This is a genomic window from Burkholderia sp. 3C, from assembly GCF_054589155.1.
Map to the genome: position 1 here is coordinate 1 of NZ_BAAILN010000015.1, position 23,893 is coordinate 23,893.

Genomic DNA, 23,893 nt, shown 5'->3' on the forward strand with positions numbered 1-23,893 from the left:
GGCGCGGTCGCGGCATCGAAGCGGCGGCACCAATAAAAAAAGCGCCCCCGGGCGCTTTACTTTTTTAATTCACGTTTTAAATAAACCGTGAATCGGATCAATTGAATGACGTCATTCAAAATCGTGTCATTCAATAATGTCGGAATCAATTACCGAATCAGAATCGGGACCTAAAATACGTCCGCCGCCGCCGGTCTTGCAACCCCGGCCGTACGGCGGAACGCCCAATTCCAACCACGCTTTCGCGTGCCTCGTAGTTCTTTGTTCATTGGCCTCGCGTACTGCCGGTGGCCGTTGCCGGCACGTCAATACGTGCCGGCAATGCCATCCTCGCGCTTTTTATGGTGCTGCTACCCCGTAGTGCTTGTCTTTTCGGATTTAAATCCGGTGTGGATTGGAGAATAGTTTTGACAATGTTTCATGTCAATCTCCAAATACGAAAAATCGGTAAGACTGTGGGTTTTCCCCATCATCAGTACGCGTCGACACGAAAACCTTGCCGCTTTAACAATTCGATCACACCTTTCGGGCCGCCCAGGTGCAATGCGCCCACCGCCACGAACAGCGGGCGGTTCGGCCCGGCCAAGGCGATCGAGCGCGCGGCGAAGCGGCGGTTGCGCTCGTAGAGGATCTTGCCGTCGATGGCGTCGGCCACCGGCCGCGAGCGCGCCAGCCGTTCGGTCTTGGCGCTGGCCCAGGCGGCCAGCGCGTCGGCGTCGCCAATCCGCCACAGGCGGTGCAGCGCCTTCACGTCGTCGGCGTTCTGGGCCGGCGTCTGCACGATGTCCTGCGCCAGCATTTCGCGTTGTTCGGCCAGCGTCAGCCCGGTGAACGCCCGCATCTGCTCGGCGAGCGTTTCCAGCCCCACCACGCGCGCGCCCTTTTTCTTCAGGAACACGTTCTGGAGCTGCGCCTCGGTGCCGTATTCGGTCTGCAACCCGGCGGAAATGGAATCGTAAGTTTCGACCACCAGTGCGGCCAGCCACGGCCGCATCCGGCGAATGCCGTCGAGCGCGGCGGGGTTGCCGCGCAGCCGGCCCGACAGGCGCTGCCAGAGCGGCTCGGGCAGCAGCTTCGGCAGGCACGGGTAGCGGCACACGCCGAACTTCGACACGTCGTCGGCCGATTCGAGCAGGTCGTCGGGTGACAGTTCGAGCGCCAGCACCGGCGACACCGCGAGCGCGGCGAGGATCGGTTGGCGGAACGGCTGGCCGGGCGGGTAGTCGATCGGGTCGCCCACATGCAGCGTGCCGAGCAGGTAGAGGGTGGTGCGCCCGCGCGTGGCGACGTAGAACGGCATGCGCGCCGGCTGCACGCGCACCGTGCCGCTCGACACGGTGGGATTGGGCGGCGGCGAATGGAAGCCCGGCAACGACAGCGAAGGCGGCAGCCGCGCGCCGCTCAACGGCGCATGGGCGCCGACGCCTTGCGCCTGCGCGGCCTCGCCGGGCCAGGCCAGGCCGGCCAGCAGGCAGGCGCCCGCCAGCACGACGCCGGCCACCGCTCTGGCACGGCGCGGCGTGGCCCGTCGCGGCCCGCGCGCGTTGCGCTGGCCGCCCGGTTGCGGCCGGCGCGCGGCCGATACCGAACCGCGCTGCGCCGCCGCCCTGGCTTCAGGCATTACCGTCACCCACCTCCTCGGCGCGATGGCAGGCCACCTGCCGTCCATCGACCTCGCGCAGCGCGGGCACCTCGGCACGACAGCGCTCGACCGCATACGGGCAGCGCTGGTGAAACGCGCAGCCCGACGGCGGATTGAGCGGCGAGGGCAACTCGCCTTCCAGCTTGATCTGGATGCGCCGGTCCGATTCGAAGATGGCCGGCGTGGCCGACATCAGCGCGCGCGTGTACGGGTGACGCGGCCGGGCGTAGATGCTGGCCTTGTCGCCCAGTTCGGCCACCGCGCCGAAGTACATCACCATCACGTCGTCGGCCACGTGCTCGACCACCGACAGGTTGTGCGAGATGAACACGTAGCTGGTGCCGAACTGCTGTTGCAGATCCATGAACAGGTTCAGGATCTGTGCCTGGATCGACACGTCGAGCGCCGACACCGGCTCGTCGGCCACCACGATCTGCGGTTCGAGGATCATCGCGCGCGCGATCGCCACGCGCTGGCGCTGCCCGCCCGAGAACATGTGCGGATAGCGCTTGGCGTGCTCGGGGCGCAGCCCCACCGTGCGCATGATCTCGGCGATCCGCGCCGCGCGCTCGGTCGGGCCGAGCGGCGTGTTGATCGCGAGCGGCTCGCCGAGCGTCTGCTCGACGGTCTTGCGCGGGTTCAGCGAGGCGAACGGGTTCTGGAACACCATCTGCACGCGGCGGCGCAGCGCGGCGAGCGCGTCGCGGTTCGCGCCGGCCACGTCCTTGCCGTCGATCCGCAACTGCCCGGCGGTGGGCGCCTCGATCAGCGTGAGCTGGCGCGCCAGCGTGGATTTGCCGCAACCGGATTCGCCGACCACGGCCAGCGTGCGGCCGCGCGCGAGCGTGAACGACACGCCGTTGAGCGCCTTGACGGTGGCCTGGCCGAACATGCCGCGGCGCACCGCGTAATGCTTGGCCAGCCCGTCGGCGGCCAGCACCACGTCGTCGCGGTCTGCCGCGCGCGGCTGTGCGTGGACTGCGTTCATCGTGCACCTCCCGACGGTTCGAGCGCTTGAAGATTCAACGGCTTGATGCAGCGCGCGCGCATCGCGGCGTCGCCGGGCGCCAGCTCCACCAGCGCCGGACGCGCCTCGTGGCACGCGCCCACCATGTATTTGCAGCGCGGCGCGAACAGGCAGCCGGTGGGCCGGTCGTCGCGCCCCGGCACCATCCCCGGCAACGCGGCCAGCCGTTCGGCGCCCACGTTGTGCTCGGGAATCGCCGCGAGCAGCGCCTCAGTATACGGGTGGTGCGGCGACGCGAAGATGTCGGGCACGCGGTTGGTTTCGATGATCTCGCCCGCGTACATCACGGCCACGCGCTGCGCGACCTCGGACACCACGGCCAGATCGTGCGAAATCAGCACCAGCGCCATGCCGCGCTCCTTCTGCAGCGTCACCAGCAGATCCATGATCTGTGCCTGGATCGTCACGTCGAGCGCGGTGGTGGGTTCGTCGGCGATCAGCAGCTTCGGGTTGCAGGCCACCGCCATCGCGATCATCACGCGCTGGTTCATGCCGCCCGACATCTGGTGCGGGAACGTATCGATGCGGTTCTTCGCGTCGGGAATGCCCACCTGGTCGAGCAATTCGAGTGCGCGCTTCTTCAGCGCGTCGCCGCGCAGCCCTTCGTGCAGCTTCAGCACCTCGCGGATCTGATAGCCGACCGTATAGCTCGGGTTCAGGCTCGACAGCGCGTCCTGGAACACCATCGCGATGTCCTTGCCGATGATGCGGCGGCGCTGGCGCGCGCTGGCCTTGAGCAGATCCACGCCGTTGAACGTGACTTCGTCCGCGCTGACGATGCCGGGCGCGTCGACCAGGCCCATCAGGGCCATCATCGTCACGCTCTTGCCCGAGCCCGATTCGCCGACCACGCCCACCACCTCGCCCGGCGCGACCGACAGATCGATGCCGTCGACGGCGGCGAGGCCGTTGAAATTCACCGCAAGATTGCGGATGGTCAAAAGGTCGCTCATGGTCAGGCCATCCGTTTCAGTTTCGGGTCGAGCGCGTCGCGCAGGCCATCGCCGAGCAGATTGATCGCCAGCACCGAGATCAGGATCGCGAGGCCCGGCATGGTGACGATCCACCAGGCGTTGTCGATGTAGTCGCGCGCCGAGGCCAGCATCGCGCCCCACTCGGCCGCCGGCGGTTGCACGCCGAGGCCGAGGAAGCCGAGCGCGGCGGCATCGAGGATCGCCGACGAGAAGCCCAGCGTGGCCTGCACGATCAGCGGCGCGGTACAGTTCGGCAGCACCTGCGAGAACATCAGGCGCAGCGTGCCGGCGCCGGCCACGCGCGAGGCGGTGACGTATTCCTTCTGCAACTCGCCGAGCGCCGAGGCGCGCGTCAGGCGCACATAGCCGGGCAGCGCCACGATCGCGATCGCGAACATGGTGTTGGTCAGGCCCGGGCCGATGATCGCCACCACCGCCACCGCCAGCAGCAGCGAGGGCAGCGCCAGCAGCACGTCCATCACGCGCATCACGGGCGTGTCGGCCCAGCGCTGGAAGAACGCGGCCACCAGGCCGAGCACCACGCCGGGGATCAGCGCCAGCACCACCGACACCAGGCCGATCCAGAACGACATGCGCGCGCCGTACATCAGCCGCGAGAGGATGTCGCGGCCGGCTTCGTCGGTGCCGAGCACGAAGCGCCAGTTGCCGCCGTCGAGCCAGGCGGGCGGGATCTTGACGAAATCGCGGTATTGCTCGATCGGGCTGTGCGGCGCGACCAGCGGCGCGAAGATCGCCACCAGCACGATCAGCAGCACGATCAGGCCGGCCGCCACCGCGCCGCGATTGCGCGCGAAGTGGCGCCAGAATTCTTGCAGCGCGAGCGTGCGGCCGCCAGCGGCGACCGACGGCAGTGCGTCGGGGAGTTCGCTCATCGGATTACCTCGTATGGCGGATGCGGGGGTTGAGCACGCCGTAGAGCAGATCGACGACGAGATTGACGATGATCACGAGCGTCGCGATCAGCAGGATGCCGCCCTGCACCACCGGGTAGTCGCGGCGGCTGATCGCATCGATCAGCCACTTGCCCACGCCCGGCCACGAGAACAAGGTTTCGGTCAGCACCGCGCCGGCCAGCAGCGTGCCGACCTGCAGGCCGATCACGGTCACCACCGGGATCAGCGCGTTGCGCAGCGCGTGCACCACCACCACGCGCGCCGGCGACAAACCCTTGGCGCGCGCGGTGCGGATGTAATCCTCGCGCAGCACTTCGAGCATCGACGAGCGCGTCATGCGCGCGATCACGGCCAGCGGAATCGTGCCGAGCACGATCGACGGCAGGATCAGGTGGCTCACCGCCGAGCGGAACGAGCCTTCGTCGGTCGCGAGCAGCGCGTCGATCAGCATGAAGCCGGTGACGTGCGGGATGTCGTATTCCACCGCGATGCGGCCCGACACCGGGGTCCAGCCGAGCGCGGACGAAAACACCATGATCAGGATCAGGCCCCACCAGAAGATCGGCATCGAATAGCCGGTCAGCGCGGTGCCCATCACGCCGTGATCGATCACCGTGCCGCGCCGCAGCGCGGCGATCACGCCGGCCGGCAGGCCGATCACGAGCGCGAACACGAGCGCGCAGATCGACAGCTCGACGGTGGCCGGGAAGCGCGCGAGGAACTCGTCCATCACGCTCGTATTGGTGATGATCGACAGGCCCAGGTCGCCGTGCAGGGCACGGCCGATGTAGTGCAGATACTGCATCGCGAGGGGCTGGTCGAGGCCGAGGCGGTGCATCGCCTCGGCATGCATCGCCGGATCGACGCCGCGCTCGCCCATCATCACTTCGATGGGATCGCCCGGTATCAGGTGGATCAGCGCGAACGCAAGGATGGTGATGCCGATGAAGGTCGGAATCACCATGCCGATGCGGCGCAACACAAATCGCAACATGGCGGGTCTCGGGTGTCTGAAATCGTGGGGATGAAATGCAAACCGGCGACGAGGGGCCGAGCCCCCCGTCGCCGGATCAATTATGGTGCAGCAACGTCAACGTGGCGAACCAGCGATGCTTACTTGACGCTCACGCCGTCGAAGCGGATATAGCCGAGCGGCTCGATGCGCTGGTCGACCACGTTCTTGGTGGTCGGCTGATAGACGGTCGAGTTGGCGATCGGCGAATACGGCACCTGCTGCGCGAAGATCTGCTGCGCCTGCATGTAGATCTTGCTGCGCGCATCCTGGCCGTTGGTCACGCGGCCCTTCTGGATCAGCGCCTCGAACGACTTGTCGCACCAGCGCGAGAAGTTGTTGCCGTTCATCGCCGTGCAGCCGAGCAGCGTGCCGAGCCAGTTGTCCGGGTCGCCGTTGTCGCCCGTCCAGCCGATCAGCATGGTGTCCTGCTCGCCCGAGTGCGCGCGCTTGATGTACTCGCCCCATTCGTACGTGACGATCTTCGCCTTGACGCCGATCTTGGCCCAGTCGGACTGGATCATCTCGGCCATCAGCTTGGCGTTCGGGTTGTACGGACGCTGCACCGGCATCGCCCACAGCGTGATCTCGAAGCCGTTCGGGAAGCCGGCCTTGGCGAGCAGCGCCTTGGCCTTCGCGGTGTCCTGCGCCGGCATCTTCAGGTTCTTGTCGAACGACCATTGGGTGGGCGGCACCGGGGCGTCGGCGGCCTGGCCCGCGCCCTGGTACACCGATTCGATGATCGCCTTCTTGCTGATCGCCATGTCGAGCGCCTGGCGCACGGCCAGGTTGTCGAGCGGCTTGTGCTGAACGTTATAGGCCAGGTAGCCGAGGTTGAAACCCGGCTGCGACGGCATCGCGATATTCGAATCGGCCTTCAGCGTCTCGATGTCGGCCGGACGCGGATAGCTCATGACCTGGCACTCGTTGCGCTTGAGCTTCTGCACACGCACGCCGGCATCGGGCGTGATCGAGAAGATCAGCTTCGAGATCTTCACGTCGCCTTTCTTCCAGTAGTCGGGGTTGCCGTCGTAGCGGATGGTCGCGTCCTTCGTGTAGCTGCGGAACACGAACGGGCCGGTGCCGATCGGCTTCTGGTTGATGTCGGGCGCCTTGCCCGCCTTCAGCAACTGGTCGGCGTATTCGCTCGACAGGATCGACGCGAACTCCATCGCCATGTTCTGGATGAACGGCGCGTTCGGCTCCGACAGCGTGAACTTGACGGTGTACGGATCGACCTTCTCGACCTTGGTGATCAGCTTGTCGAGGCCCATGTCGGTGAAGTACGGGAAGCTGACCGGGTAAGCCTTGCGGAACGGCTGGTTCGGATCGAGCATGCGCTCGAACGTGAACACCACGTCGTCGGCGTTGAATTCGTGCGTGGGCTTGAAGTACTCGGTGGTCTGGAACTTCACGCCGTGGCGCAGGTGGAACGTGTAGGTCTTGCCGTCCGGCGAGACGTCCCACGATTCGGCCAGGCCCGGTTCGACCGTGGTGCCGCCGCGCTTGAATTCCACCAGGCGGTTGTAGATGGTGAAGGTGGCCGCCGAGAAATCGGTGCCCGTGGTGTATTGCGCCGAGTCGAAGCCGGCCGGGCTGCCTTCCGAGCAATAGACGAGCGTCTTGTTCGGGATCTGCGCATGTGCCGCGCCGGCGACGCCGAACGTTGCCGCTGCAACGGTCGCGATCGCGACGTGCAACAGACGATTGGATTTCATTGTGATATCTCCAGGTCTCGTGCTGGCTGGAGCCAGCGTGCGGCGATCTTACTTGAGCTTACGCGCCGCGAACAAGCTGGCCAAAATGCGCTCGCAAACGCTTGGCCCGTGCTTGCCCGCCGATTTCCGGTGTGCTTGCGCGCGGCGCGCCCGGCCTGCTGCGACGCGGCAGCGCAGGCCGCTGCGTTTCGTCGAATCGCTAAACAACGCGCCGCGCGCGCGGAACACTTGCCGGCACAGTGGAACACCCGCGCCGAACCGTGCAAGAAATGACAGGACGCGCCCTGCCTCAGCGCTCGCCGCCCGGCGCGACACGCGGCATGCAGGCCACCGCGACCACCGACAGCGCGAGGCCGGCCATCACGTAATAGGTCGGCGCAAGCGGCGTGCCCGTCTCGCGGATCAACCAGGTGACGATGAACTGGCCGAATCCGCCGAACAGCATGACGGCGACGTTGTACGCAAGCGACAACCCCGTGGAGCGCACGTTGGCCGGGAACAGCTCGGCCAGCATCGCGCCGAACGGCCCGTAGTAACCCGACAGCGTGATCGACAGGATCGCCTGCACCAGCACCAGCCGGCCGACGCTCGGCGCGGCGTCGAGCCAGATGAACAGCGGGTAGATCAGCACCAGCGTGGCGATCAGCGACCCCAGCGACAGCGCCTTGCGCCCGATGCGGTCCGACCACGCGCCGGCCAGCGGCGTGAGCACCGTCAGCAGCAGGCCGCCGACGATCACCGCGTAGAACGATTCGGCGTACGGCAGCTTCAGTTGCTTGACGGCGAACGTCGGCAGATAGCTGATCAGCACGTAGATCGTCACCGTCAGCGCGATCACCGAGCCGAGCCCGCACAGCACCTCGCGGCCGTGCTGCGAGAACACCTCGCCGAGCGTGGCGCGGCGCGCGCTGCCGCGTGCGGCGACGAACGCGTCCGAATCGGCCAGATGGCGGCGCAGGTAATAGCCGATCGGGCCGATCAGCAGCCCGAGCACGAACGGCACGCGCCAGCCCCAGCCGCGCAGCGCCTCGGGCGACAGCCCATGCGTGACGAGCGTGCCGACCAGCGCGCCCGCCAGCAGCGCGGCGGCCTGGCTCGACATCTGCCAACTGCCGTAGAAGCCGCGTTGCGACGGCGGCGCCGCCTCGATCAGCATCGCCGTGGCGCTGCCGAATTCGCCGCCGGCCGAGAAGCCCTGCAACAGCCGCCCGAACACGATCAGCAACGGCGCGCCGATGCCGATCGCCGCATACGTGGGCGCGGCCGCGATCACGAAGATGCCGCCCGTCATCAGCAGGATCACGAGCGAGAGCGCGGCCTTGCGCCCGGCGCGGTCGGCGTAGAGGCCGAGCACGATGCCGCCGATCGGCCGCATGAAGAACGCCACGCCGAACGTGGCGGTGGTCAGCAGCAGCGAGCCGTATTCGCTGCTGGTCGGGAAGAACAGTTCGGCGATCACCACCACCATGAAGCTGAACACGGTGAAGTCGTACCACTCGAGCGCGTTGCCGATCACGGCGGCGATCACCGCGCGGCGGCCGGGCGAAGCGCCGCCCGGGCGAGTGGGGTGGGCCGGTTGCGTCTTGTCGGTTGCCGAGGCCATGCGTCTCCCGTTGGTCGTGGTTGCCCGGCGCGCGCCGCGCATGTGCGGAGGCGGGGCCGTGGTGTCAGCGAGTGTAGGGGAGCGATGGAAGCGATTACAAGCGGCGTAAAAAAACCCGGCGGGCGGGAGCCGGCCGGGTTCGCTGCGAAGCGGCGCGCGCGCCGCCTGGCTCGATCGGTGGTTCAGGCCATCTTCGTGAACGCGCTGCACCAGCCTTTCGCGGCCACGTCCTTGCCCGGGAACGCGATGCAGCCCGCCGACGTGCTGCCCTTCTTGCCCTGGTACATCGAGCAGGCCGCGCAATCCTGGCCGGCGGCGAATTTCGGGAACTTGGCCTTGTCGACCTTCGACGCATCGGCCTTGTAGCCGAGCGCCACGGCGGTCGGATCGGTTTCGGACAGCATCGGCGCGGCGAAGGCTTCGCGCGACAGCGCCAGCGCGGACATCGTGCCGATGCTGGTGATCAGGAAACTGCGACGGGACGTTTTCATGGGGACGTGCTCCAGCTTCTCGGTATGGGGGACGGCCGCTCTGACGGCGGCACGGCCGAAGCATAACGTTCCCGCATGGCATTTGCGCTGCCGAATGCCGAAGATAAACCAGCGCGAAAGCCGCGCGGCTTGCAGTGCGCTTTCACCGTCATGCGCCTGCAAGCCGCGCGATCTTCATCACCTCACCCGCCACGCAAACCGCACGGTCAGAAGCCGATCGGCCGCCGCTTCGGCATGCCGTCGTCGGCGCGGATGTCGTCGGCGCGCACCGCATCGCGGCCGTCCAGCCGCGCCGCGCCGAAACCGTGCAGCAACGCGCGGCGCATGGTGCGCGGCGGCACCGCGGCCAGCGCCGCGAGCGCATCCTCGCCCAGTTGCTCGGGGAAGCGCCGGCCCCACGCGTGCGTGCCGCGGATCTCGCCGTAGATCGTCTGCGCGATGCGGCGCGCGCCGGCCTCGTCGGGCGACGCGATCTCGTACACGTTCATGCGGTTCAGGATCGGCTCGGGAATCGACGCGGCATCGTTCGCGGTGGCGATCCAGATCACGTTGCCGGCATCGATCGGCACCTCGGCGAACTCGTCGACGAAGCTGCTCGCCGTGTCGTGTTCGAGCAGTGCATAGAGCGCGCCGAGCGGGTCGTACTGCGCATCGTTGCCGGCCTTGTCGATTTCGTCGATCGCGATCACCGGGTTCGAATAGCTGCCGTTCACCAGCGCCTCGAACACCTTGCCCGGCTTCGCGTTCTTCCATTGCGACGACGCGCCCGACAGCACCCAGCCGGCCGTCAGCGAACTCATCGGCACGTAGTGATAGGCGGTGCCGAGCATCTGCGCGAGCGCCTTGGCGAAGTGGGTCTTGCCGATGCCGGGCGCACCGAGCAGCAGGATCGGCATCAGTTCGAGCCGGTCCTCGGTTTCGAGGCACAGCGCGACCTGCTTGCGCACGTCGTCGAGCGGGCCGGAGAAATTCGGCAGCGCCTCGGCCAGCGCGTCGAACGCGGGCATGCGCGTGGGCTTCACGCAAAAGCGCAGGTTGCCCGTCTTCAGCATCTTCTCGTAGGTGGCGCGCAGGGCCTCGCTCGCGCCGTCGTTCAGATCGTTCAGCGCCGTCTCGATCTGTTCGAGATCGTAGACCCGGCTGAACGACGCCACCGCCAATTCCTGCTTCACCATCGCCGTCGTCATCGCATACCTCCACTCGCCACGCCCGGTTGCCCCGGGCTCGCCACCGCTGCCGCCGTTGCTGCGCGGCACGCGGCATCAGACCCCACGCAGCCAGTGTTGGGCAGACAAAAGCCCCGCGCAAGCCAGCACTCGACGGCGTCTGCTGCCAAACCGGCAGGCGCTGCACGGTGCGGCGAGCGCGCGTATCATCGACGATTCACCGCGTTGCGCGCCGGCCGTCCGCCGCCGCGCCGCCGGCTTCACGAGGAATTGCCGATGACCGAGCTTTCGCTGCTGACCGCCCCCGTCGCTGGCCGCACGCGCACCGCGCGCGGCGTGAAACCGAATGCCGCGCGGCGGGTCGAAAGCGTTTCGGGTTGGCTCGTGCGTTCGATGTCCTCGTTGCCCCGCTTCTCCGTTTCCGCTTCGGTTCGCCGTGCCGCGTGGTCCGCTGCCACGGCCGCCGCCGTGGCCGGCCTGCTCGCCGCCGCGCCGCTGGCCGCCCAGGCCCAGGCCGCGCCGGGCAGCCCCGCCGTCAGCAGCGCGCCGCAATCGATCGCCTGGGAAATCCGCGTGCAGCACGACGGCCAGACGGTCGACACGTTCCAGCGCACCACCACGGTCGGCCAGTCGCGCACCGACACCCACACCTACCCCGTCACGCTGCCGGCCAACTGCACCGGCCAGGACGCAGCGATCGTCGCGAAGGTCCGGCCCGAGCGCACGCGCACCGTGACGGTCGCGCCGCTCTACGTCGACGGCGGCACCGTCACGCTGCAGCTCGACGCCCAGGAAACGCTCGACGACGGCGACGGCTGCACGCTCGCGCCGCGCCAGATCTCGGCCAATCATCCGGGCCTCGCCGTCCATGCCGACACCTGGACCGACTGGGCGCCGGCCGACAAGAACGCGCACCTGCTTTACCAAGTGCGCGCCCACGTCGTGCAACAGGACTGAGTCATGCACGCCGCTTCCCAGGCCCTGCCGTTCGCCAAACCGCAATCGGCGCCGAACGAAATCACCGCGGTCAGCTGGAACCTGCACAAGGGGCGCTCGCCGCTCGGCTTCACCGCGTGGAACGCGATGCGACGCTGGGTCGAATCGACCCACGCCGATGTCTATTTCCTGCAGGAAGCGATGGCGCGCCGCATGCCGCGCCCGGTGCTGGCGGCCGGCTTCGGCTCGCCGATGGACGATCCCGATGACGACGTCTGGCACTGCCAGGCCACTGAAATCGCTCGCGCGCTCGACTGGCAGATCGCGCTCGGCCCGAACGTGTTCAAGCCTTCATGGCGGCACGGCAACGCGATCCTCTCGCCGCATCCGCTCGACCTCGGCGGCCGCTGGGATATCTCGGCGCACCGCTTCGAACGGCGCGGCCTGCTGGTGGCGCGCGCCACGCTGGCCGGCGCGGCGCCGATCACGCTGTTGTGCGCGCACCTGGCGCTCACGCGCGCGGCGCGGCTGCGCCAGATGACCTGGATCGCCCACTGGATCGAACATCACGCGCAGGACGGCCCGCTGATGCTGGCCGGCGACTTCAACGACTGGCGCAACGATTCGGTGCCGCTGTTCGGCGAGATCGGCCTGACGGAAGTGGCCACGCTGCTCGGCGAATCGGGCCGCACGTTTCCGGCCTTCTCGCCCGCGCTCGCGCTCGACAAGATGTTCGTGCGCGGCTTCACGCCGCTCGAATGGCGCGCCCCCACCGGCGACACCGCCTGGCTGTCCGATCACCTGCCCTACGTCGCGCGTCTGCGCGTGGATTGAGCCACCGGCGCCCGCCGGTGGCCGCCGTTGCCCGCCGTTGCCATCTCGCCTGAATCGACAGGATCGCGAAGTTTTTCGTTGCATTTCCGCGCCGCCGCCGGGGTCAAGCGCGTTGCTCTCCCAAGCAGGGTAAAATACGGGGTTCTCCAAACGTCTATTAACGGGTAGGCCTGCGCTTTCGAGAGCGACATGCCCGCCATCGGCCGGTCTGCGGATCGGGCCGGTGCCCTCGTTTTCCGTCTCGTATCCGTATTCCATGAGCAAATTCGATACCGCTACCGTCCTGTCCGTCCACCACTGGACCGATACGCTGTTCAGCTTCACCTGCACCCGCGATCAAGCCCTGCGCTTCAATAACGGCGAATTCACGATGGTCGGCCTCGAGGTCGACGGCAAGCCGCTCGCGCGCGCCTACAGCATCGTCAGCCCGAACTATGAAGAGCACCTCGAGTTCTTCAGCATCAAGGTGCAGGACGGCCCGCTGACCTCCCGCCTGCAGCATTTGAAGGTGGGCGATCCGGTCCTGATCGGCAAGAAGCCCACCGGCACGCTGGTCGCCGACAACCTGCTGCCCGGCAAGACGCTGTGGATGCTGTCCACCGGCACGGGCCTCGCGCCGTTCATGTCGATCATCCGCGATCCGGATATCTACGAACGCTTCGACAAGATCGTCCTGACGCACACCTGCCGCCTGAAGGGCGAGCTGGCGTACATGGATTTCATCAAGCACGATCTGCCGGGCCACGAATACCTCGGCGACATCATCAAGGACAAGCTCGTCTACTACCCGACCGTCACGCGCGAAGCGTTCGACAACGAGGGCCGCATCACCGATCTGATCGCCACCGGCAAGCTGTTCAGCGATCTCGGCGTGCCGTCGTTCTCGCCCGAGAACGACCGCGTGATGCTGTGCGGCAGCACCGCGATGCTGAAGGACACCACCGAACTGCTCAAGCAGGCCGGCCTCGTCGAAGGCAAGAACAGCACGCCGGGCCATTACGTGATCGAGCGCGCATTCGTGGACTGATCCGAAGCCGCGGCTGTTTGCCACACGAAAAACCGGAGCCTGGCTCCGGTTTTTTATTTTCTCGTCTTATCCTGCCGTTACAGTTTCTCACCTGAACGTTAAAAAACCGTCGTATTTCTGCGTTGTCAACGCTACGAAACGTTGTTTTTTTGCGTGAAATATCCTGTCGGATTTTTCTGACACCAACCATCAGATTTTCAGTTATTTCCTCCGCAACTGCCCCGTCCGGCGCGCCTCGCTCATTTATTCTGAGTTAATATCCGTTGCGTTTTGACCTTTCGTATCAAACTTGCGAAGGGTCAAAACAGATATTACAAAATGTAAATTTTGTTACTCGCATGGCTTTCTAAGTACAGTCGGCATCTGCCACCGGTACGTACGGTTGGTAGTCCGAATCAACCCTCATTTTTAGCTGCAAGGAGTCGCATGGACAGGTCGCGTATCGCATTTTCCGCGAACGCCGTACCCGCACCGGACGGCCGTCCGGCATGCGCCTCCTTGCTTGCCGACCCGATGTCTCCTGCCAGCGATCCGTCGTCCGCCCACCGCGCGCACCTGGCCGACCTGTCGGCAGAACTCGCCGCCGCCGACGAACACGCACGCCACCACCTGGCCCGCGAGCTGCACGACGGCCTCGGCGCCGACCTGACCGGCGCGCGCTTCGCCCTCGCCAATCTCGACACCTGGTTGCCCGACGACGCCCCCGACGGCTGCCGTCAAGCGCTGGCGCTCGCGCAGCAGGCGCTCGACGCGGCCATGGAGTCGTACCGCCGCGCGCTCGACAACGCCGCGCCGCAACTCGACGCCGGGCTGGTGAGCACGCTGTCGGGCTGGGTCGGCGCGTTCGGCGCACGCACCGGGCTGCGCACCAGCGTGGTCTGCGCTGCCGACGCCCGGCTCGCGCAACTGACCGGCGACGGCGCGCTGGCCGCGCTGCGCGTCACGCAGGAAGCGCTCGCCAACGTCGCCCGCCATGCGAACGCACGCTCGGCCGACGTCCGGCTCGACGCCACCGCCACTCATCTCGAACTGAGCATCGCCGACGACGGCGCGGGCTTCGGCACGCAAGCATTCCGTTGCGACGCAGAGCAAGACAGCGATCGCACCGGCCGCGGCCTCCTTCACATGCAGGCACGCTGCGCGGCGTTCGACGGCGCGCTCGCGATCGAAGCGCGCCCGAACGGCGGCACGCTGCTCCGGGCGCGCTTCGCGTGGTCCGCGCTGGCCGGGCGGCCGGTGGCGGCCGCGCAGGCTTCGGTGTCCTGAGGCACGACGATGGCGCTGAACCTGCTGCTCGTCGATGACCACGCGATCGTCCGCCAAGGCATCCGGCAATTGCTGATCGACCGCCGCGTCGCGCGCGAGGTGGCCGAGGCCGAAACCGGCGCGGAGGCGCTCGCCGCCGCCGACAAGGGCAATTTCGACGTGATCCTGCTCGATATCTCGCTGTCCGACATGAACGGCATCGAGGTGCTCAAGCGCCTGAAGCTCAAGCTGCCGTCCACGCCGGTGCTGATGTTCTCGATGTACCGCGAGGATCAATACGCGGTGCGCGCGCTGAAGGCCGGCGCGGCCGGCTACCTGTCGAAGACGGTCAACGCCGCGCAGATGATCTCCGCGATCCAGCAGGTCGCGGCCGGCCGCAAGTACGTGAGCCTCGCGCTGGCCGAGGCGCTGGCCGAATACGTCTCGTTCGAGAACGAGCCGCTGCCGCACGAGAAGCTGTCCGACCGCGAATATCAAACGCTCTGCATGCTCGCCTCGGGCAAGCGCCTGACCGACATCGCCGTCACGCTGTCGCTGTCGGTCAAGACGGTCAGCGTCTACCGCACGCGGCTGCTCGAAAAGATGAAGCTGTCGAACAACGCCGAACTGACGTTCTACGCGATGAGCAACCGGCTGCTCGACATGACGCCGCCCGCCCCGCCGCCCGGCGCTTGACGCGCCCGAAGCCGCGCCCAAGCCCGCAGGTCCCGACGCCCCGAAGCGCGCTCCCCGCGCGCAAGCTCCTGTTTTCATTGGACGAATAGGTGCAACCCGAATAGGGCAACCGATCGGGATCGGATAAAATGCCGGGTTCTACTCAATACAACCCTCGTTCTCGGCCGCAGTCAGCCGTGCGACTCACGTCCAACACCATCCGCATGTCACTTCTTCGCAAGAAAAACGTCGACCAGATGATCGCCGGCGCGCAACGCGCCGGGCTCAAGAAGGCGCTCGGCGCCGTCGACCTCACGTTCCTCGGCATCGGCGCCATCATCGGCACGGGGATCTTCGTGCTGACCGGCACCGGCGCCGTGCAGGCCGGCCCGGCCCTGATGGTTTCGTTCATCGTGGCGGCCATCGCCTGCGGCCTGTCGGCGCTGGCCTACGCCGAATTCGCCTCGACCATTCCGGTGGCCGGCTCGATCTACACCTATTCGTACGCCACGCTCGGCGAGCTGGTCGCCTGGATCATCGGCTGGGATCTGATGCTCGAATACAGCCTCGCGGCCTCGGCGGTGTCGGTCGGCTGGTCGGGTTATCTGCAATCGCTGCTGAAGGGCTTCGGCGTGGTGCTGCCCACCGTGCTGACGGCCGCGCCCGGCTCGGTGCCCGGCGTGCACACGATGTTCGACCTGCCCGCGTTCGCCGTCATGATGGCGATCACGGCGCTGCTGTCGGTGGGCATCCGCGAATCGACGCGCGTGAACAACCTGATGGTGCTCATCAAGGTGGCGGTGGTGCTGCTGGTGATCGCCGTGGGCGTGTTCCACGTGACGCCGGCCAACTGGACGCCGTTCATGCCGCACGGCTGGTCGGGCGTGTTCGGCGCGGCGGCCGTGATGTTCTTCGCGTTCATCGGCTTCGACGCGGTGTCGTCGGCCGCCGAGGAGGTGAAGAACCCGAAGCGCGACCTGCCGATCGGCATCATTGCGTCGCTGGCGGTGTGCACGGTGCTGTACGTGACGGTCGCGGCGGTGGCCACCGGCATCGTGCCGTCGGCGCAATACGCCGGCATCACGCACCCGATCTCGTACGCGCTGCAAGTGGCCGGCCAGAAGTGGGTGGCGGGCTTCATCGACCTGGGCGCCGTGCTCGGCATGCTGACCGTGATTCTCGTCATGACCTACGGCCAGACCCGCATCACCTACGCGATGTCGCGTGACGGCCTGCTGCCGCCGGTGCTGTCGCGCGTGCATCCGCGCTTCCAGACGCCGTTCATCGCGACCTGGGTGATCGGCCTGTTCTGTGCGCTGATCGCCGCGCTGGTGCCGCTCAACGTGCTGGCCGAGCTGATCAACATTGGCACGCTGGCCGCGTTCGCGATGGTGTCGATCGCCGTGATCGTGCTGCGCCGCACGCGCCCGGATCTGCCGCGCGCGTTCCGCTGCCCGGGCGTGCCGTTCGTGCCGATCCTGGCGGTGGCCGCCTGCCTGTTCCTGATGCTGAACCTGAGCGCGGTGACCTGGAAGGCGTTCATCATCTGGCTGGTGATCGGGCTGGTGATCTATTTCGTGTATTCGCGGCGGAATGCGAAGATCGCGCAGGACGGTGGGGCTAGCTGACGGGAGAAGGCCGGTTGTTGTGCGAAACGCCCGCGAGCGCCTTGTGTGCCTTGCGGGCGTTTTTGATTGGGGATGGCGTGGCTTCGCGCTCAATCATCGACTCCGGCTACCGGAGGAACCGTAATCAAGCCATTAAACATATTCTCGTTTAAACCCGCAGACACACCTCGGTCGCAAGCCATGTTCACAACCAGACGCCCCTCCCTCAGAACATACACCCCACTAGGGAAACCCTTATAAACAACATAATCATACACATCCGACTTAAATTTTATATGTATGAAATTTAAATTACCTCCATAAATATGGCTAATCTGAAATTGCGCCAGAGGGGGAACCACCTGCGCCGGATATTCCAGCTCGATTTTATTCGAAGCTCCAAATCGATATTGCACATAGCCATTCTCAGGAGAAAAATTCCCAGAAGCACAAATCGATATAATTTTCTCGTTCGACACACAGCTAAAGTAGACGTCTTCAAACGTATGACATAACGATGGGCTCATCGGCATGCACCTCTCCCACTAATGCCAAATTCAAAACCACCGCCCGCCATTTCCTAAGCATAACATCTCCGGCCTAACCCCACATATCACTTCACACAAGAGTCAATCGTACTACATTCGACCCAAACAATTGATCTGCGTCCATTTCCAGCATCAAACCTCACCTTCCAAAATTTGAAATCAGGCGAAATTTTCAATAACTTCAAATAATCCCCCTTGACAACATAAGCTCGCCCCTTGCTACGAATATCAGGCTCCTTATAGAAAAAAGCCTTGTCAACCACCACCACCCGTTCCCCTGGATGAAGCTCCGACGAAATATCCCGGAACATCTTCGCATTCAACGGAACGTAGTAATCGCCGCCCTCCGGCAGCTTCAACACACGCCACACCAAATACTCGCCATCGAGCTTGATTTCAGCCCTGCCCCCCGTAGCCCCGAAGAACGAATAAAAATCAACGATCGCGGAACGCCGATCCGCACTCACGCGGCCCCCGACATTCGAATCCCCACCAGGATCGCAGTCAATCCGATTTCCCGATTGTGCGATGTAGCAATAGGCCCCTGTTATGTCGCGCCCCTTTCTCTTGAACGACATCGAAAACCAAGGCCCATCCCCGCCACCATCAATCAAGTAGTCGACAGATTTCCACTTTCCGGCCAGTGATGTCGTGTCGGCGATAGAAAATACAGGCGCCATCGTCACAAAAATCAAAAGCACCGACCAACCGATCTGAGTTTTTAAATTCATATATCTGCCGCCAAACAGTCTTCCACACGATTAATCCATCCTCGAAGGTAAACCTTCTGGGATAAATCATTTCGCACCAGATTTTCGTAATAGCGCCTTCGAATTTCGGCAACATCCTGAAGCAATACTTCCTGACTCGACACATCGTTCAATGCCGAAATAGTTTCCTCCCCCATCCCCCCGTCAATCTTGAGTTTCGAATCATATTTCTCATTCAAAATCTTCTGAATCTCCTTGACTGCCCCGCCCGACGTAATCGTCCAGTCGTAAATCATCAAAGCGACAGACATGTCATCCAGCCCACAGAAGCCGCGCGCCTGCCAATATCTTTTGAAATATATTTCCTCGGCCTGCTCGGCCGTCAGACTTTTAAGATTGTCGACAGTCGGCTCGATACCCAGGTCTTCCATTGCAAAAGCCTGCCACGTCCTCCAGGCAATACCATGGTTGGTTGCACCACCTTTGTCACTCGCCTGATTGGAATAACCGCCTTCATGTCTGAGAATGATTCTCGATATTTTCTTGAATTTATCGAAACAATCACATGGCCGAACGAAATTCCCCACCAACCCAATCGGATGAAGATGAAACACGTTTGAATCCGGAAACCCCTTTACGCCCGCACGCACCTCATCCCACCAAACCAGCTTTTCAATTCGCGCCAATTCCTCCTCATGCTGCCGCCTTGATCCTGTTTCTTGCTCCAGAACATTGATCAGCGGCGCCCATTTCGACGGGTTCGCCCACTCGCTTTCGTGGCGAACAATCAGCCTGGACGCGGCCCGCGCCCCCCACGGATAGCCGGCATGCTCCATTCGCGTCAACTGGCACAGCGCATCGGCCGCGCGCATGCCGTCGCCCTTCGCAAACAATGCGTCATGGACCTGACGCATCAACGGGCTGAGTTTCGATTGCGCCGCAGGATCGGCAACCCCGGCCTGGCTCGCATAATCGAACCACGCTTGAGGGTTCGCAAAAATCGTATGGCTGGAATCGTGCGCATCCGACAGGCACTGGAAATCCACCCATTTTTGCGGAAACTCGCGCGTTACCCGACCTCCAGGAAAATTGAAATCGCGGACCCAGCCATCGATCGGATGTTCCAACGCATTGACGCCATCGACATGCCACCAATTCACAGGAAAGCCCGGGTCGGGGTGCGGATGCGGTTCAGGTATTCGACGCGCAGGATCACGCGCCAATTGCGCGATGGCATACGCTTGAACCGCATCGGTCTTGTTCAACAACGGATCGGCCCCCGGGATAAACTTGCCGTCGCCGGTTTGCCTGTAGAGCACGGTGCCCGGGCCGATCCTCAGTAACGCAGGATCGGCAGGCAGGCCGAGTTCAGCCCAATCCTCGCGATGGGGACCGTATCGATTGACCCAGGCACAGCCCTGCTCGATGAACGACTCGATGTCTTCACCGCAGAACACCTCGACATGCACCATCCGGGTTGCGCCCGTGCACTGCGTCAGCGAGTCGTAACGTCCGAGATGGCCGACCGGATCGCCCGCCCTGATCGGAATCCCGCACTTCGATTCCGGGTCGATCGCCACGACCACGCGATCGAATGTCGAATCGGCCACGGACGCTTCGATAACCGCGCCACCGTTTTCCTCGCCGAGATACACCCATCCGCCGATCGCACATGCCGGCTCGACGTAACCGCCGGCTTCGGCCGGGTACAGCACAGCGCCAGGCAGATCCTCGACCTGAGCCCACCTGTGCCGATGCACGGTCTTTCGCTTGCCGAGAATCAGGATGGCGCCCTGCGGCACGATGCCGATCGACGCACCGTTCGGCACACGGCGTACGCGCAGGCCTTGCTGAGAAGCATCCGTGCGTGGCCCATTGCGGCGCCGCGACGGCGTGTCCCACGCATACTCCGTTACCCGCCATTGCCGCAGCCAATAGGACGGCTTGTTGCGTTCCGGAAAATTTGCATAGTCCTCGTCCGACATGAGGTGCATGTAGAGGCTGTAGAACGTCAACGTGCTGTCGCGAGGAAACGTCATCGTGTGCCGTACCAGCGCGAAACCCGTGCTGTAGGCCGCGTGAGCAGGTGACTCGCTGTCGCCAGACGTCAGTGTGCTGAGCGGATAGGCCTTGTCGGCGCGAAAGGCAATCAATTCGCCATCGGCAATGCAACGCACGCCGGCGTCGAGATCCAGCCGCTCCCCTGCACCGGCTTCCGTGACATGAATCCCGCCGTGCCACATTCCCTTGCGACTGACGAGATAAGCCCCACCGGATTCGCACTCGGCCAACAGCCGATGGATTTCGTGCTCGTCGGTAAATCGCTCGGGCGCCTTGGCCTCACTCCGCCGCTTTCGCAGAAACGGGAAGGCGAACGGCAACAAGGTCAGTTTGGATGGTTGGGGAACGGGCGGGGAGGAACGCCGCGGCAACGCATTCTTCGGCATGAGCGATTGATATCGCGACCACACGACATGCGACGTGCGATTGCGCTGACGAATGGAAACGTCGTATTGAAATTTTCGAGATGATGTCCGTCAATGCGACCTGCGGCCTCACCGGCGCGTAGCGGTCTATCCGCTCGCGACGCCGCAAATCATTGCCTGGATCGACCGCCGATCCAGGCGAGTTGCCCAAAAGACTTCTTCAGCATGAAGCCCTGAAACAACAAAGCCCAAGGCGGGGCCTTGGGCTTTGTCTGCAGTCTGAGCCGGTCATTCCAACCGGCTTTTTTCATCCTCGCGCCTACCAACCCACCCGAACCACGCTCAATTCAACCCCGCCACCAGCGCCGCGACGATCGAACCGCCCACCAGCACCGCGCCGATCGTGCGGCGCTTGTTCAGCTCGGTCCAGAGCAGCACGCCCGTCAGCGACAGCAGCACCATCGCCCCGGCGATCGTATCGACCAGCAGCACCCAGAAGATGTTCATGCCGACGCCGCGATGCAGGTTGGTCAGCGTCGTCATCAGCGAGTTGTCGCTGCGCTTGACCGACACGAAGTTGTTGCCGACCCAGTATTCGGCGGTCACGTTCGCATTCGGCTTGAACAGCGAAATCTCCCAGCGCTCGGGCTGCATCACGCTGCGATCGCCCCAACTGACAGCCTGCGCCGGCTCCTTGCGGATGCGCGAGCGGCCACCGTCGAACTTCAGTTCATCGGTCAGCCAGGCCTGAAGCCGAGCGGGCGTCTTCGGCGCGGCGGCCGGCAGCGGCAACTGCACTTCCGTCACGCTCGGCGCGCCCGGCGAGATCCGCAGCGGCGGCGCACGGTGATTCAACACGAAGCCGGTCACGCCGAACATCAAGCCCATCACCGCGCCCCACAGCCCCACCCAGCCGTGCACCTTGCGCAGCCACTTGATGAACGTGGCGCGCCGCGAACGCTGACGCCGCGCGGCCAGATCGGCGTCGGCCAGCGGCCGCGCAGGCGCGGCATACGGCGTGGTGGTAACAACGCCCGCGGGCAACGTGGATTCGATCGATTCGGGCGCGTTCAAGCTGACTCCAATGCCAATGCAACAAGGGTGGCCCGCGATTCCAATCGCCGGCCACCCAGTTCGATTTAAATGAGAATCGCTATCATTACACAACAATGTGACAGACTCAATGCGTCACGCTGACAACGCTGTAAAGCGCAGCCGCCGCAGCCGCGCGGCGCCGTTATGTCGGATACCCAAAATTTCGCATTCCGATGCATTTTCGCCACGCGCAAACGTTACGACAGCGCTAGAATCCGACTTCATCCGAACGTGCCGCGTACCCGCCGGGGAATCACCGGGGCGCGTCGCCGGCCGCCTTGTGCGGCATGGCTTTCCATGGCGTCCGGATCGAAAAAACCAACAAGATAATCGGGGCCAGCGTTTCATGAACGACATCGCATCGACGCCAGGCATGCCTCCGCATGCGCCTGCCGTCCCTCCCGCTACGCACGCTGCTCACGCCACGGCCACGTCGGCCGATACCTGCCGAATTCGTTTTTCCGTCCAGCCGCGCCCGCACGATTCGCTGCGGCGCCCGCGTCATGAAGGCTTTCCGGGGCGCGGCACGCTGAGCTTCGAGGCGAACGGCGCCGGGCTGTCGCTCGACGGCCAATCCGGCGGGCTCTTCAACACCGCGCCGTTTCATCTCGCGATCCCGCGCGCGCAGATCTTCGACGCCAGCAGCGCCGGCAAGCGCGTGTTCTTCGATCTGCACACGCCGGACGGCGTGCTCAGCGTGGTGCTGCTGGCGGCCGACGCGGACAGCGCCGCATGGATCGCGGGCCGCCTGCCGATGCAGGTCACCTCGGCGTTCTCGACCGAGCTCGATGCCCATGCCCGCTACGCCGACCGGATGCACGCGCAGCCGGTCGCCTGGGCCACCTGGGGGCTGATCGCGCTCAACCTGTTGCTGTACGCGGCGATGGTGGCGAGCGGCGTCTCGCCGCTGAAGCCCGAGGTGCCGGCGATGATCGCGTGGGGCGCGAACTACGGCCCCGACACGCTCGACGGCGACTGGTGGCGGCTCCTGACCGGCGCGTTCGAACACTTCGGCGCGGTACATCTGGCCGTCAACATGCTGGTGCTGGCGCGCTTCGGCCCGCTCGCGGAACGGCTCTACGGCAGCCAGCGCTTCGTCGCGCTCTATCTGTTCGCTGCGGTGTTCGCGAGCATGACGAGCGTGACGTGGGACGCGATGCAGTGCTCGGCCGGCGCGTCGGGCGCGATCCTCGGCGTGTTCGGCGCGGTGCTGGCCTATCTGTTGCGCCGCCGCCGCGAGCTGCCGGCGCTGGTGCACGACCATCAACGTGCGCTCGCGCTCGGCTTCGTCGCCTACTGCCTCTACAACGGCTTCACGCATCCGATGATCGACAACGCCGCGCATCTCGGCGGCCTGGTCGCCGGCTTCGCGGTGGGCCTGGCGCTCGCGCCGCCGCTGGACGTCGCCGCGCGCGAGGCCACGGCCGGCGCGCAGGTGAGCCTGGCGGCCGGCGTCGGCGCACTGATGGCGATCGCGCTGGCCTACCCGCTCGCGCATCCGGGTCACGAACGCGTGCTGGAGCTGCGCTTCGCGCGCGAATACATGGCGACGACGAACGCTTCGGCCGAGATCGGCACCGCGCTGGTGGCGCTGCAACACGAGCCGATGGGCTCCGACGCCGAGCGCCTGGCCGTGTCGAACCGCGTGATGACCGACATCGTGCCGCGCTGGAACAACCTCTACGCGGCGCTGTCGAGCGTGCCGCTGCCGGACGGCTCGCCGTACCGCGCGCTGCGCGACACGCGCCTCGGCATGCTCGACAACGCGCGCCGAATGGCCAGCACCTACGCGCTGATGCTGGTGCGTTCGCCGCTCGAGCGCGATGCGATGGTCGAGCCTTACCGCGCGCTGCTGCTCGATCAGCACGCGCGCCGCAAGGAACTGCTGACCGAGGAACTGGCGCTGCATCATCCGGGGCGCGGCGCGCAGCGCCCGGCGGTGCCGGCGGCGGGCAGCAGCGGGGCGGCGGTGCGGTCTTGAGGCGGCGAATTTGCAGCAGGAAATGGAAGCAGCGGCTGTGAAGCAGCGGATGTGAAACGAGGGATATAAAGCGAGCGATGCGGCGGGGGAGGCGTAACGGTGCGTCTGCGCGAGCCGCCGCGCGGGTTGAACGGCCTTGAAGCCGCGCCATTCGCCCGGCCATCCCCCCGGTTCGACGGTTCGACGGTTCGACGGTTCGACGGTTCGACGGTTCGACGGTTCGACGGTTCGACGGTTCGACGGTTCGACGGTTCGACGGTTC

General features: G+C 65.1%; 20 protein-coding genes. 7 read left to right on the plus strand and 13 right to left on the minus strand.

The annotated features are described in order from the left end of the window. Positions 1-472: 472 nt before the first annotated feature. From ACYP33_RS02290 to ACYP33_RS02330, 9 genes are all read right to left on the minus strand, one after another. Positions 473-1,621, minus strand: coding sequence for a TraB/GumN family protein (locus ACYP33_RS02290; RefSeq protein ID WP_459619463.1), 1,149 nt, complete (start codon positions 1,619-1,621; stop codon positions 473-475). Then, complete coding sequence (locus ACYP33_RS02295; protein WP_414443359.1) at positions 1,614-2,630, minus strand: peptide ABC transporter ATP-binding protein; 1,017 nt, start codon at positions 2,628-2,630, stop codon at positions 1,614-1,616. The genes ACYP33_RS02290 and ACYP33_RS02295 overlap by 8 nt, the downstream gene beginning before the upstream one ends. Beyond that, positions 2,627-3,622, minus strand: a complete 996-nt coding sequence (locus tag ACYP33_RS02300) for an ABC transporter ATP-binding protein (protein WP_414450784.1) — start codon at positions 3,620-3,622, stop codon at positions 2,627-2,629. Before ACYP33_RS02300 ends, ACYP33_RS02295 begins: the two co-directional genes overlap by 4 nt. Positions 3,623-3,624: 2 nt before the next feature. Beyond that, a complete protein-coding gene (locus ACYP33_RS02305; protein WP_414450783.1) occupies positions 3,625-4,536 on the minus strand; it encodes an ABC transporter permease subunit in 912 nt (303 codons plus the stop codon). A gap of 4 nt (positions 4,537-4,540) precedes the next feature. Then, positions 4,541-5,551, minus strand: a complete 1,011-nt coding sequence (locus ACYP33_RS02310; protein WP_414450782.1) for an ABC transporter permease subunit — start codon at positions 5,549-5,551, stop codon at positions 4,541-4,543. A 119-nt stretch (positions 5,552-5,670) separates the two neighbouring features. Next, a complete protein-coding gene (locus ACYP33_RS02315; RefSeq protein ID WP_459619466.1) occupies positions 5,671-7,287 on the minus strand; it encodes an ABC transporter substrate-binding protein in 1,617 nt (538 codons plus the stop codon). A gap of 289 nt (positions 7,288-7,576) precedes the next feature. Continuing rightward, on the minus strand, positions 7,577-8,890 hold the full coding sequence (locus ACYP33_RS02320) for an MFS transporter (RefSeq protein ID WP_414450780.1): 1,314 nt from the start codon (positions 8,888-8,890) through the stop codon (positions 7,577-7,579). A gap of 182 nt (positions 8,891-9,072) precedes the next feature. Beyond that, positions 9,073-9,381 carry a high-potential iron-sulfur protein gene (locus ACYP33_RS02325; RefSeq protein ID WP_459619468.1) on the minus strand — a complete coding sequence of 103 codons (309 nt, stop codon included), beginning with the start codon at positions 9,379-9,381 and terminating at the stop codon, positions 9,073-9,075. Between the two features lie 206 nt (positions 9,382-9,587). Beyond that, positions 9,588-10,568, minus strand: coding sequence for an AAA family ATPase (locus ACYP33_RS02330; protein WP_414450779.1), 981 nt, complete (start codon positions 10,566-10,568; stop codon positions 9,588-9,590). 372 nt (positions 10,569-10,940) lie between these two features. On the opposite strand from ACYP33_RS02330, the gene ACYP33_RS02335 reads away from it, so the two are divergent. The 6 genes from ACYP33_RS02335 (at position 10,941) to ACYP33_RS02360 (ending at position 16,892) form a co-directional block, all read left to right on the plus strand. After that, complete coding sequence (locus tag ACYP33_RS02335; RefSeq protein WP_459619482.1) at positions 10,941-11,504, plus strand: hypothetical protein; 564 nt, start codon at positions 10,941-10,943, stop codon at positions 11,502-11,504. A 3-nt stretch (positions 11,505-11,507) separates the two neighbouring features. Beyond that, positions 11,508-12,317 carry an endonuclease/exonuclease/phosphatase family protein gene (locus ACYP33_RS02340; RefSeq protein WP_414443367.1) on the plus strand — a complete coding sequence of 270 codons (810 nt, stop codon included), beginning with the start codon at positions 11,508-11,510 and terminating at the stop codon, positions 12,315-12,317. A gap of 256 nt (positions 12,318-12,573) precedes the next feature. Further along, the gene (locus ACYP33_RS02345; protein WP_414450777.1) at positions 12,574-13,344 is read left to right on the plus strand and encodes a ferredoxin--NADP reductase; all 771 of its coding nucleotides are present in this window, start codon (positions 12,574-12,576) and stop codon (positions 13,342-13,344) included. 426 nt (positions 13,345-13,770) lie between these two features. Further along, positions 13,771-14,610: a sensor histidine kinase gene (locus ACYP33_RS02350; protein WP_459619470.1), complete on the plus strand. Its 840-nt coding sequence runs from the start codon at positions 13,771-13,773 to the stop codon at positions 14,608-14,610. 9 nt (positions 14,611-14,619) lie between these two features. Continuing rightward, positions 14,620-15,285, plus strand: a complete 666-nt coding sequence (gene rqpR, locus ACYP33_RS02355) for a response regulator transcription factor RqpR (RefSeq protein ID WP_414450775.1) — start codon at positions 14,620-14,622, stop codon at positions 15,283-15,285. A gap of 203 nt (positions 15,286-15,488) precedes the next feature. Next, positions 15,489-16,892, plus strand: a complete 1,404-nt coding sequence (locus ACYP33_RS02360) for an amino acid permease (RefSeq protein WP_459619472.1) — start codon at positions 15,489-15,491, stop codon at positions 16,890-16,892. A gap of 89 nt (positions 16,893-16,981) precedes the next feature. Here ACYP33_RS02360 and ACYP33_RS02365 read toward each other — a convergent pair whose 3' ends face one another. The 4 genes from ACYP33_RS02365 to ACYP33_RS02380 form a co-directional block, all read right to left on the minus strand. Then, the gene (locus tag ACYP33_RS02365) at positions 16,982-17,398 is read right to left on the minus strand and encodes a hypothetical protein (RefSeq protein WP_459619474.1); all 417 of its coding nucleotides are present in this window, start codon (positions 17,396-17,398) and stop codon (positions 16,982-16,984) included. Between the two features lie 86 nt (positions 17,399-17,484). After that, on the minus strand, positions 17,485-18,150 hold the full coding sequence (locus ACYP33_RS02370; RefSeq protein WP_459619476.1) for a hypothetical protein: 666 nt from the start codon (positions 18,148-18,150) through the stop codon (positions 17,485-17,487). Next, on the minus strand, positions 18,147-20,576 hold the full coding sequence (locus ACYP33_RS02375) for a glycoside hydrolase family 108 protein (protein ID WP_459619478.1): 2,430 nt from the start codon (positions 20,574-20,576) through the stop codon (positions 18,147-18,149). The genes ACYP33_RS02370 and ACYP33_RS02375 overlap by 4 nt, the downstream gene beginning before the upstream one ends. A 321-nt stretch (positions 20,577-20,897) precedes the next feature. Then, complete coding sequence (locus ACYP33_RS02380) at positions 20,898-21,629, minus strand: PepSY-associated TM helix domain-containing protein (RefSeq protein WP_414450770.1); 732 nt, start codon at positions 21,627-21,629, stop codon at positions 20,898-20,900. Between the two features lie 367 nt (positions 21,630-21,996). On the opposite strand from ACYP33_RS02380, the gene ACYP33_RS02385 reads away from it, so the two are divergent. Then, positions 21,997-23,631 carry a rhomboid family intramembrane serine protease gene (locus ACYP33_RS02385; RefSeq protein WP_459619480.1) on the plus strand — a complete coding sequence of 545 codons (1,635 nt, stop codon included), beginning with the start codon at positions 21,997-21,999 and terminating at the stop codon, positions 23,629-23,631. The last annotated feature ends 262 nt before the right edge of the window (positions 23,632-23,893 follow it).

What these genes read in the sequence shown, in the direction of transcription:
- ACYP33_RS02335 (WP_459619482.1), top strand. Translation starts at nt 10,941, where the DNA reads ATGTCCTCGTTGCCCCGCTTCTCCGTTTCCGCTTCGGTTCGCCGTGCC.
- ACYP33_RS02300 (WP_414450784.1), bottom strand. Translation starts at nt 3,622, where the DNA reads ATGAGCGACCTTTTGACCATCCGCAATCTTGCGGTGAATTTCAACGGC.
- ACYP33_RS02350 (WP_459619470.1), top strand. Translation starts at nt 13,771, where the DNA reads ATGGACAGGTCGCGTATCGCATTTTCCGCGAACGCCGTACCCGCACCG.
- ACYP33_RS02305 (WP_414450783.1), bottom strand. Translation starts at nt 4,536, where the DNA reads ATGAGCGAACTCCCCGACGCACTGCCGTCGGTCGCCGCTGGCGGCCGC.
- rqpR (WP_414450775.1), top strand. Translation starts at nt 14,620, where the DNA reads ATGGCGCTGAACCTGCTGCTCGTCGATGACCACGCGATCGTCCGCCAA.
- ACYP33_RS02320 (WP_414450780.1), bottom strand. Translation starts at nt 8,890, where the DNA reads ATGGCCTCGGCAACCGACAAGACGCAACCGGCCCACCCCACTCGCCCG.
- ACYP33_RS02370 (WP_459619476.1), bottom strand. Translation starts at nt 18,150, where the DNA reads ATGAATTTAAAAACTCAGATCGGTTGGTCGGTGCTTTTGATTTTTGTG.
- ACYP33_RS02340 (WP_414443367.1), top strand. Translation starts at nt 11,508, where the DNA reads ATGCACGCCGCTTCCCAGGCCCTGCCGTTCGCCAAACCGCAATCGGCG.
- ACYP33_RS02365 (WP_459619474.1), bottom strand. Translation starts at nt 17,398, where the DNA reads ATGAGCCCATCGTTATGTCATACGTTTGAAGACGTCTACTTTAGCTGT.
- ACYP33_RS02310 (WP_414450782.1), bottom strand. Translation starts at nt 5,551, where the DNA reads ATGTTGCGATTTGTGTTGCGCCGCATCGGCATGGTGATTCCGACCTTC.
- ACYP33_RS02330 (WP_414450779.1), bottom strand. Translation starts at nt 10,568, where the DNA reads ATGACGACGGCGATGGTGAAGCAGGAATTGGCGGTGGCGTCGTTCAGC.
- ACYP33_RS02345 (WP_414450777.1), top strand. Translation starts at nt 12,574, where the DNA reads ATGAGCAAATTCGATACCGCTACCGTCCTGTCCGTCCACCACTGGACC.
- ACYP33_RS02385 (WP_459619480.1), top strand. Translation starts at nt 21,997, where the DNA reads ATGAACGACATCGCATCGACGCCAGGCATGCCTCCGCATGCGCCTGCC.
- ACYP33_RS02315 (WP_459619466.1), bottom strand. Translation starts at nt 7,287, where the DNA reads ATGAAATCCAATCGTCTGTTGCACGTCGCGATCGCGACCGTTGCAGCG.
- ACYP33_RS02375 (WP_459619478.1), bottom strand. Translation starts at nt 20,576, where the DNA reads ATGCCGAAGAATGCGTTGCCGCGGCGTTCCTCCCCGCCCGTTCCCCAA.
- ACYP33_RS02290 (WP_459619463.1), bottom strand. Translation starts at nt 1,621, where the DNA reads ATGCCTGAAGCCAGGGCGGCGGCGCAGCGCGGTTCGGTATCGGCCGCG.
- ACYP33_RS02295 (WP_414443359.1), bottom strand. Translation starts at nt 2,630, where the DNA reads ATGAACGCAGTCCACGCACAGCCGCGCGCGGCAGACCGCGACGACGTG.
- ACYP33_RS02360 (WP_459619472.1), top strand. Translation starts at nt 15,489, where the DNA reads ATGTCACTTCTTCGCAAGAAAAACGTCGACCAGATGATCGCCGGCGCG.
- ACYP33_RS02325 (WP_459619468.1), bottom strand. Translation starts at nt 9,381, where the DNA reads ATGAAAACGTCCCGTCGCAGTTTCCTGATCACCAGCATCGGCACGATG.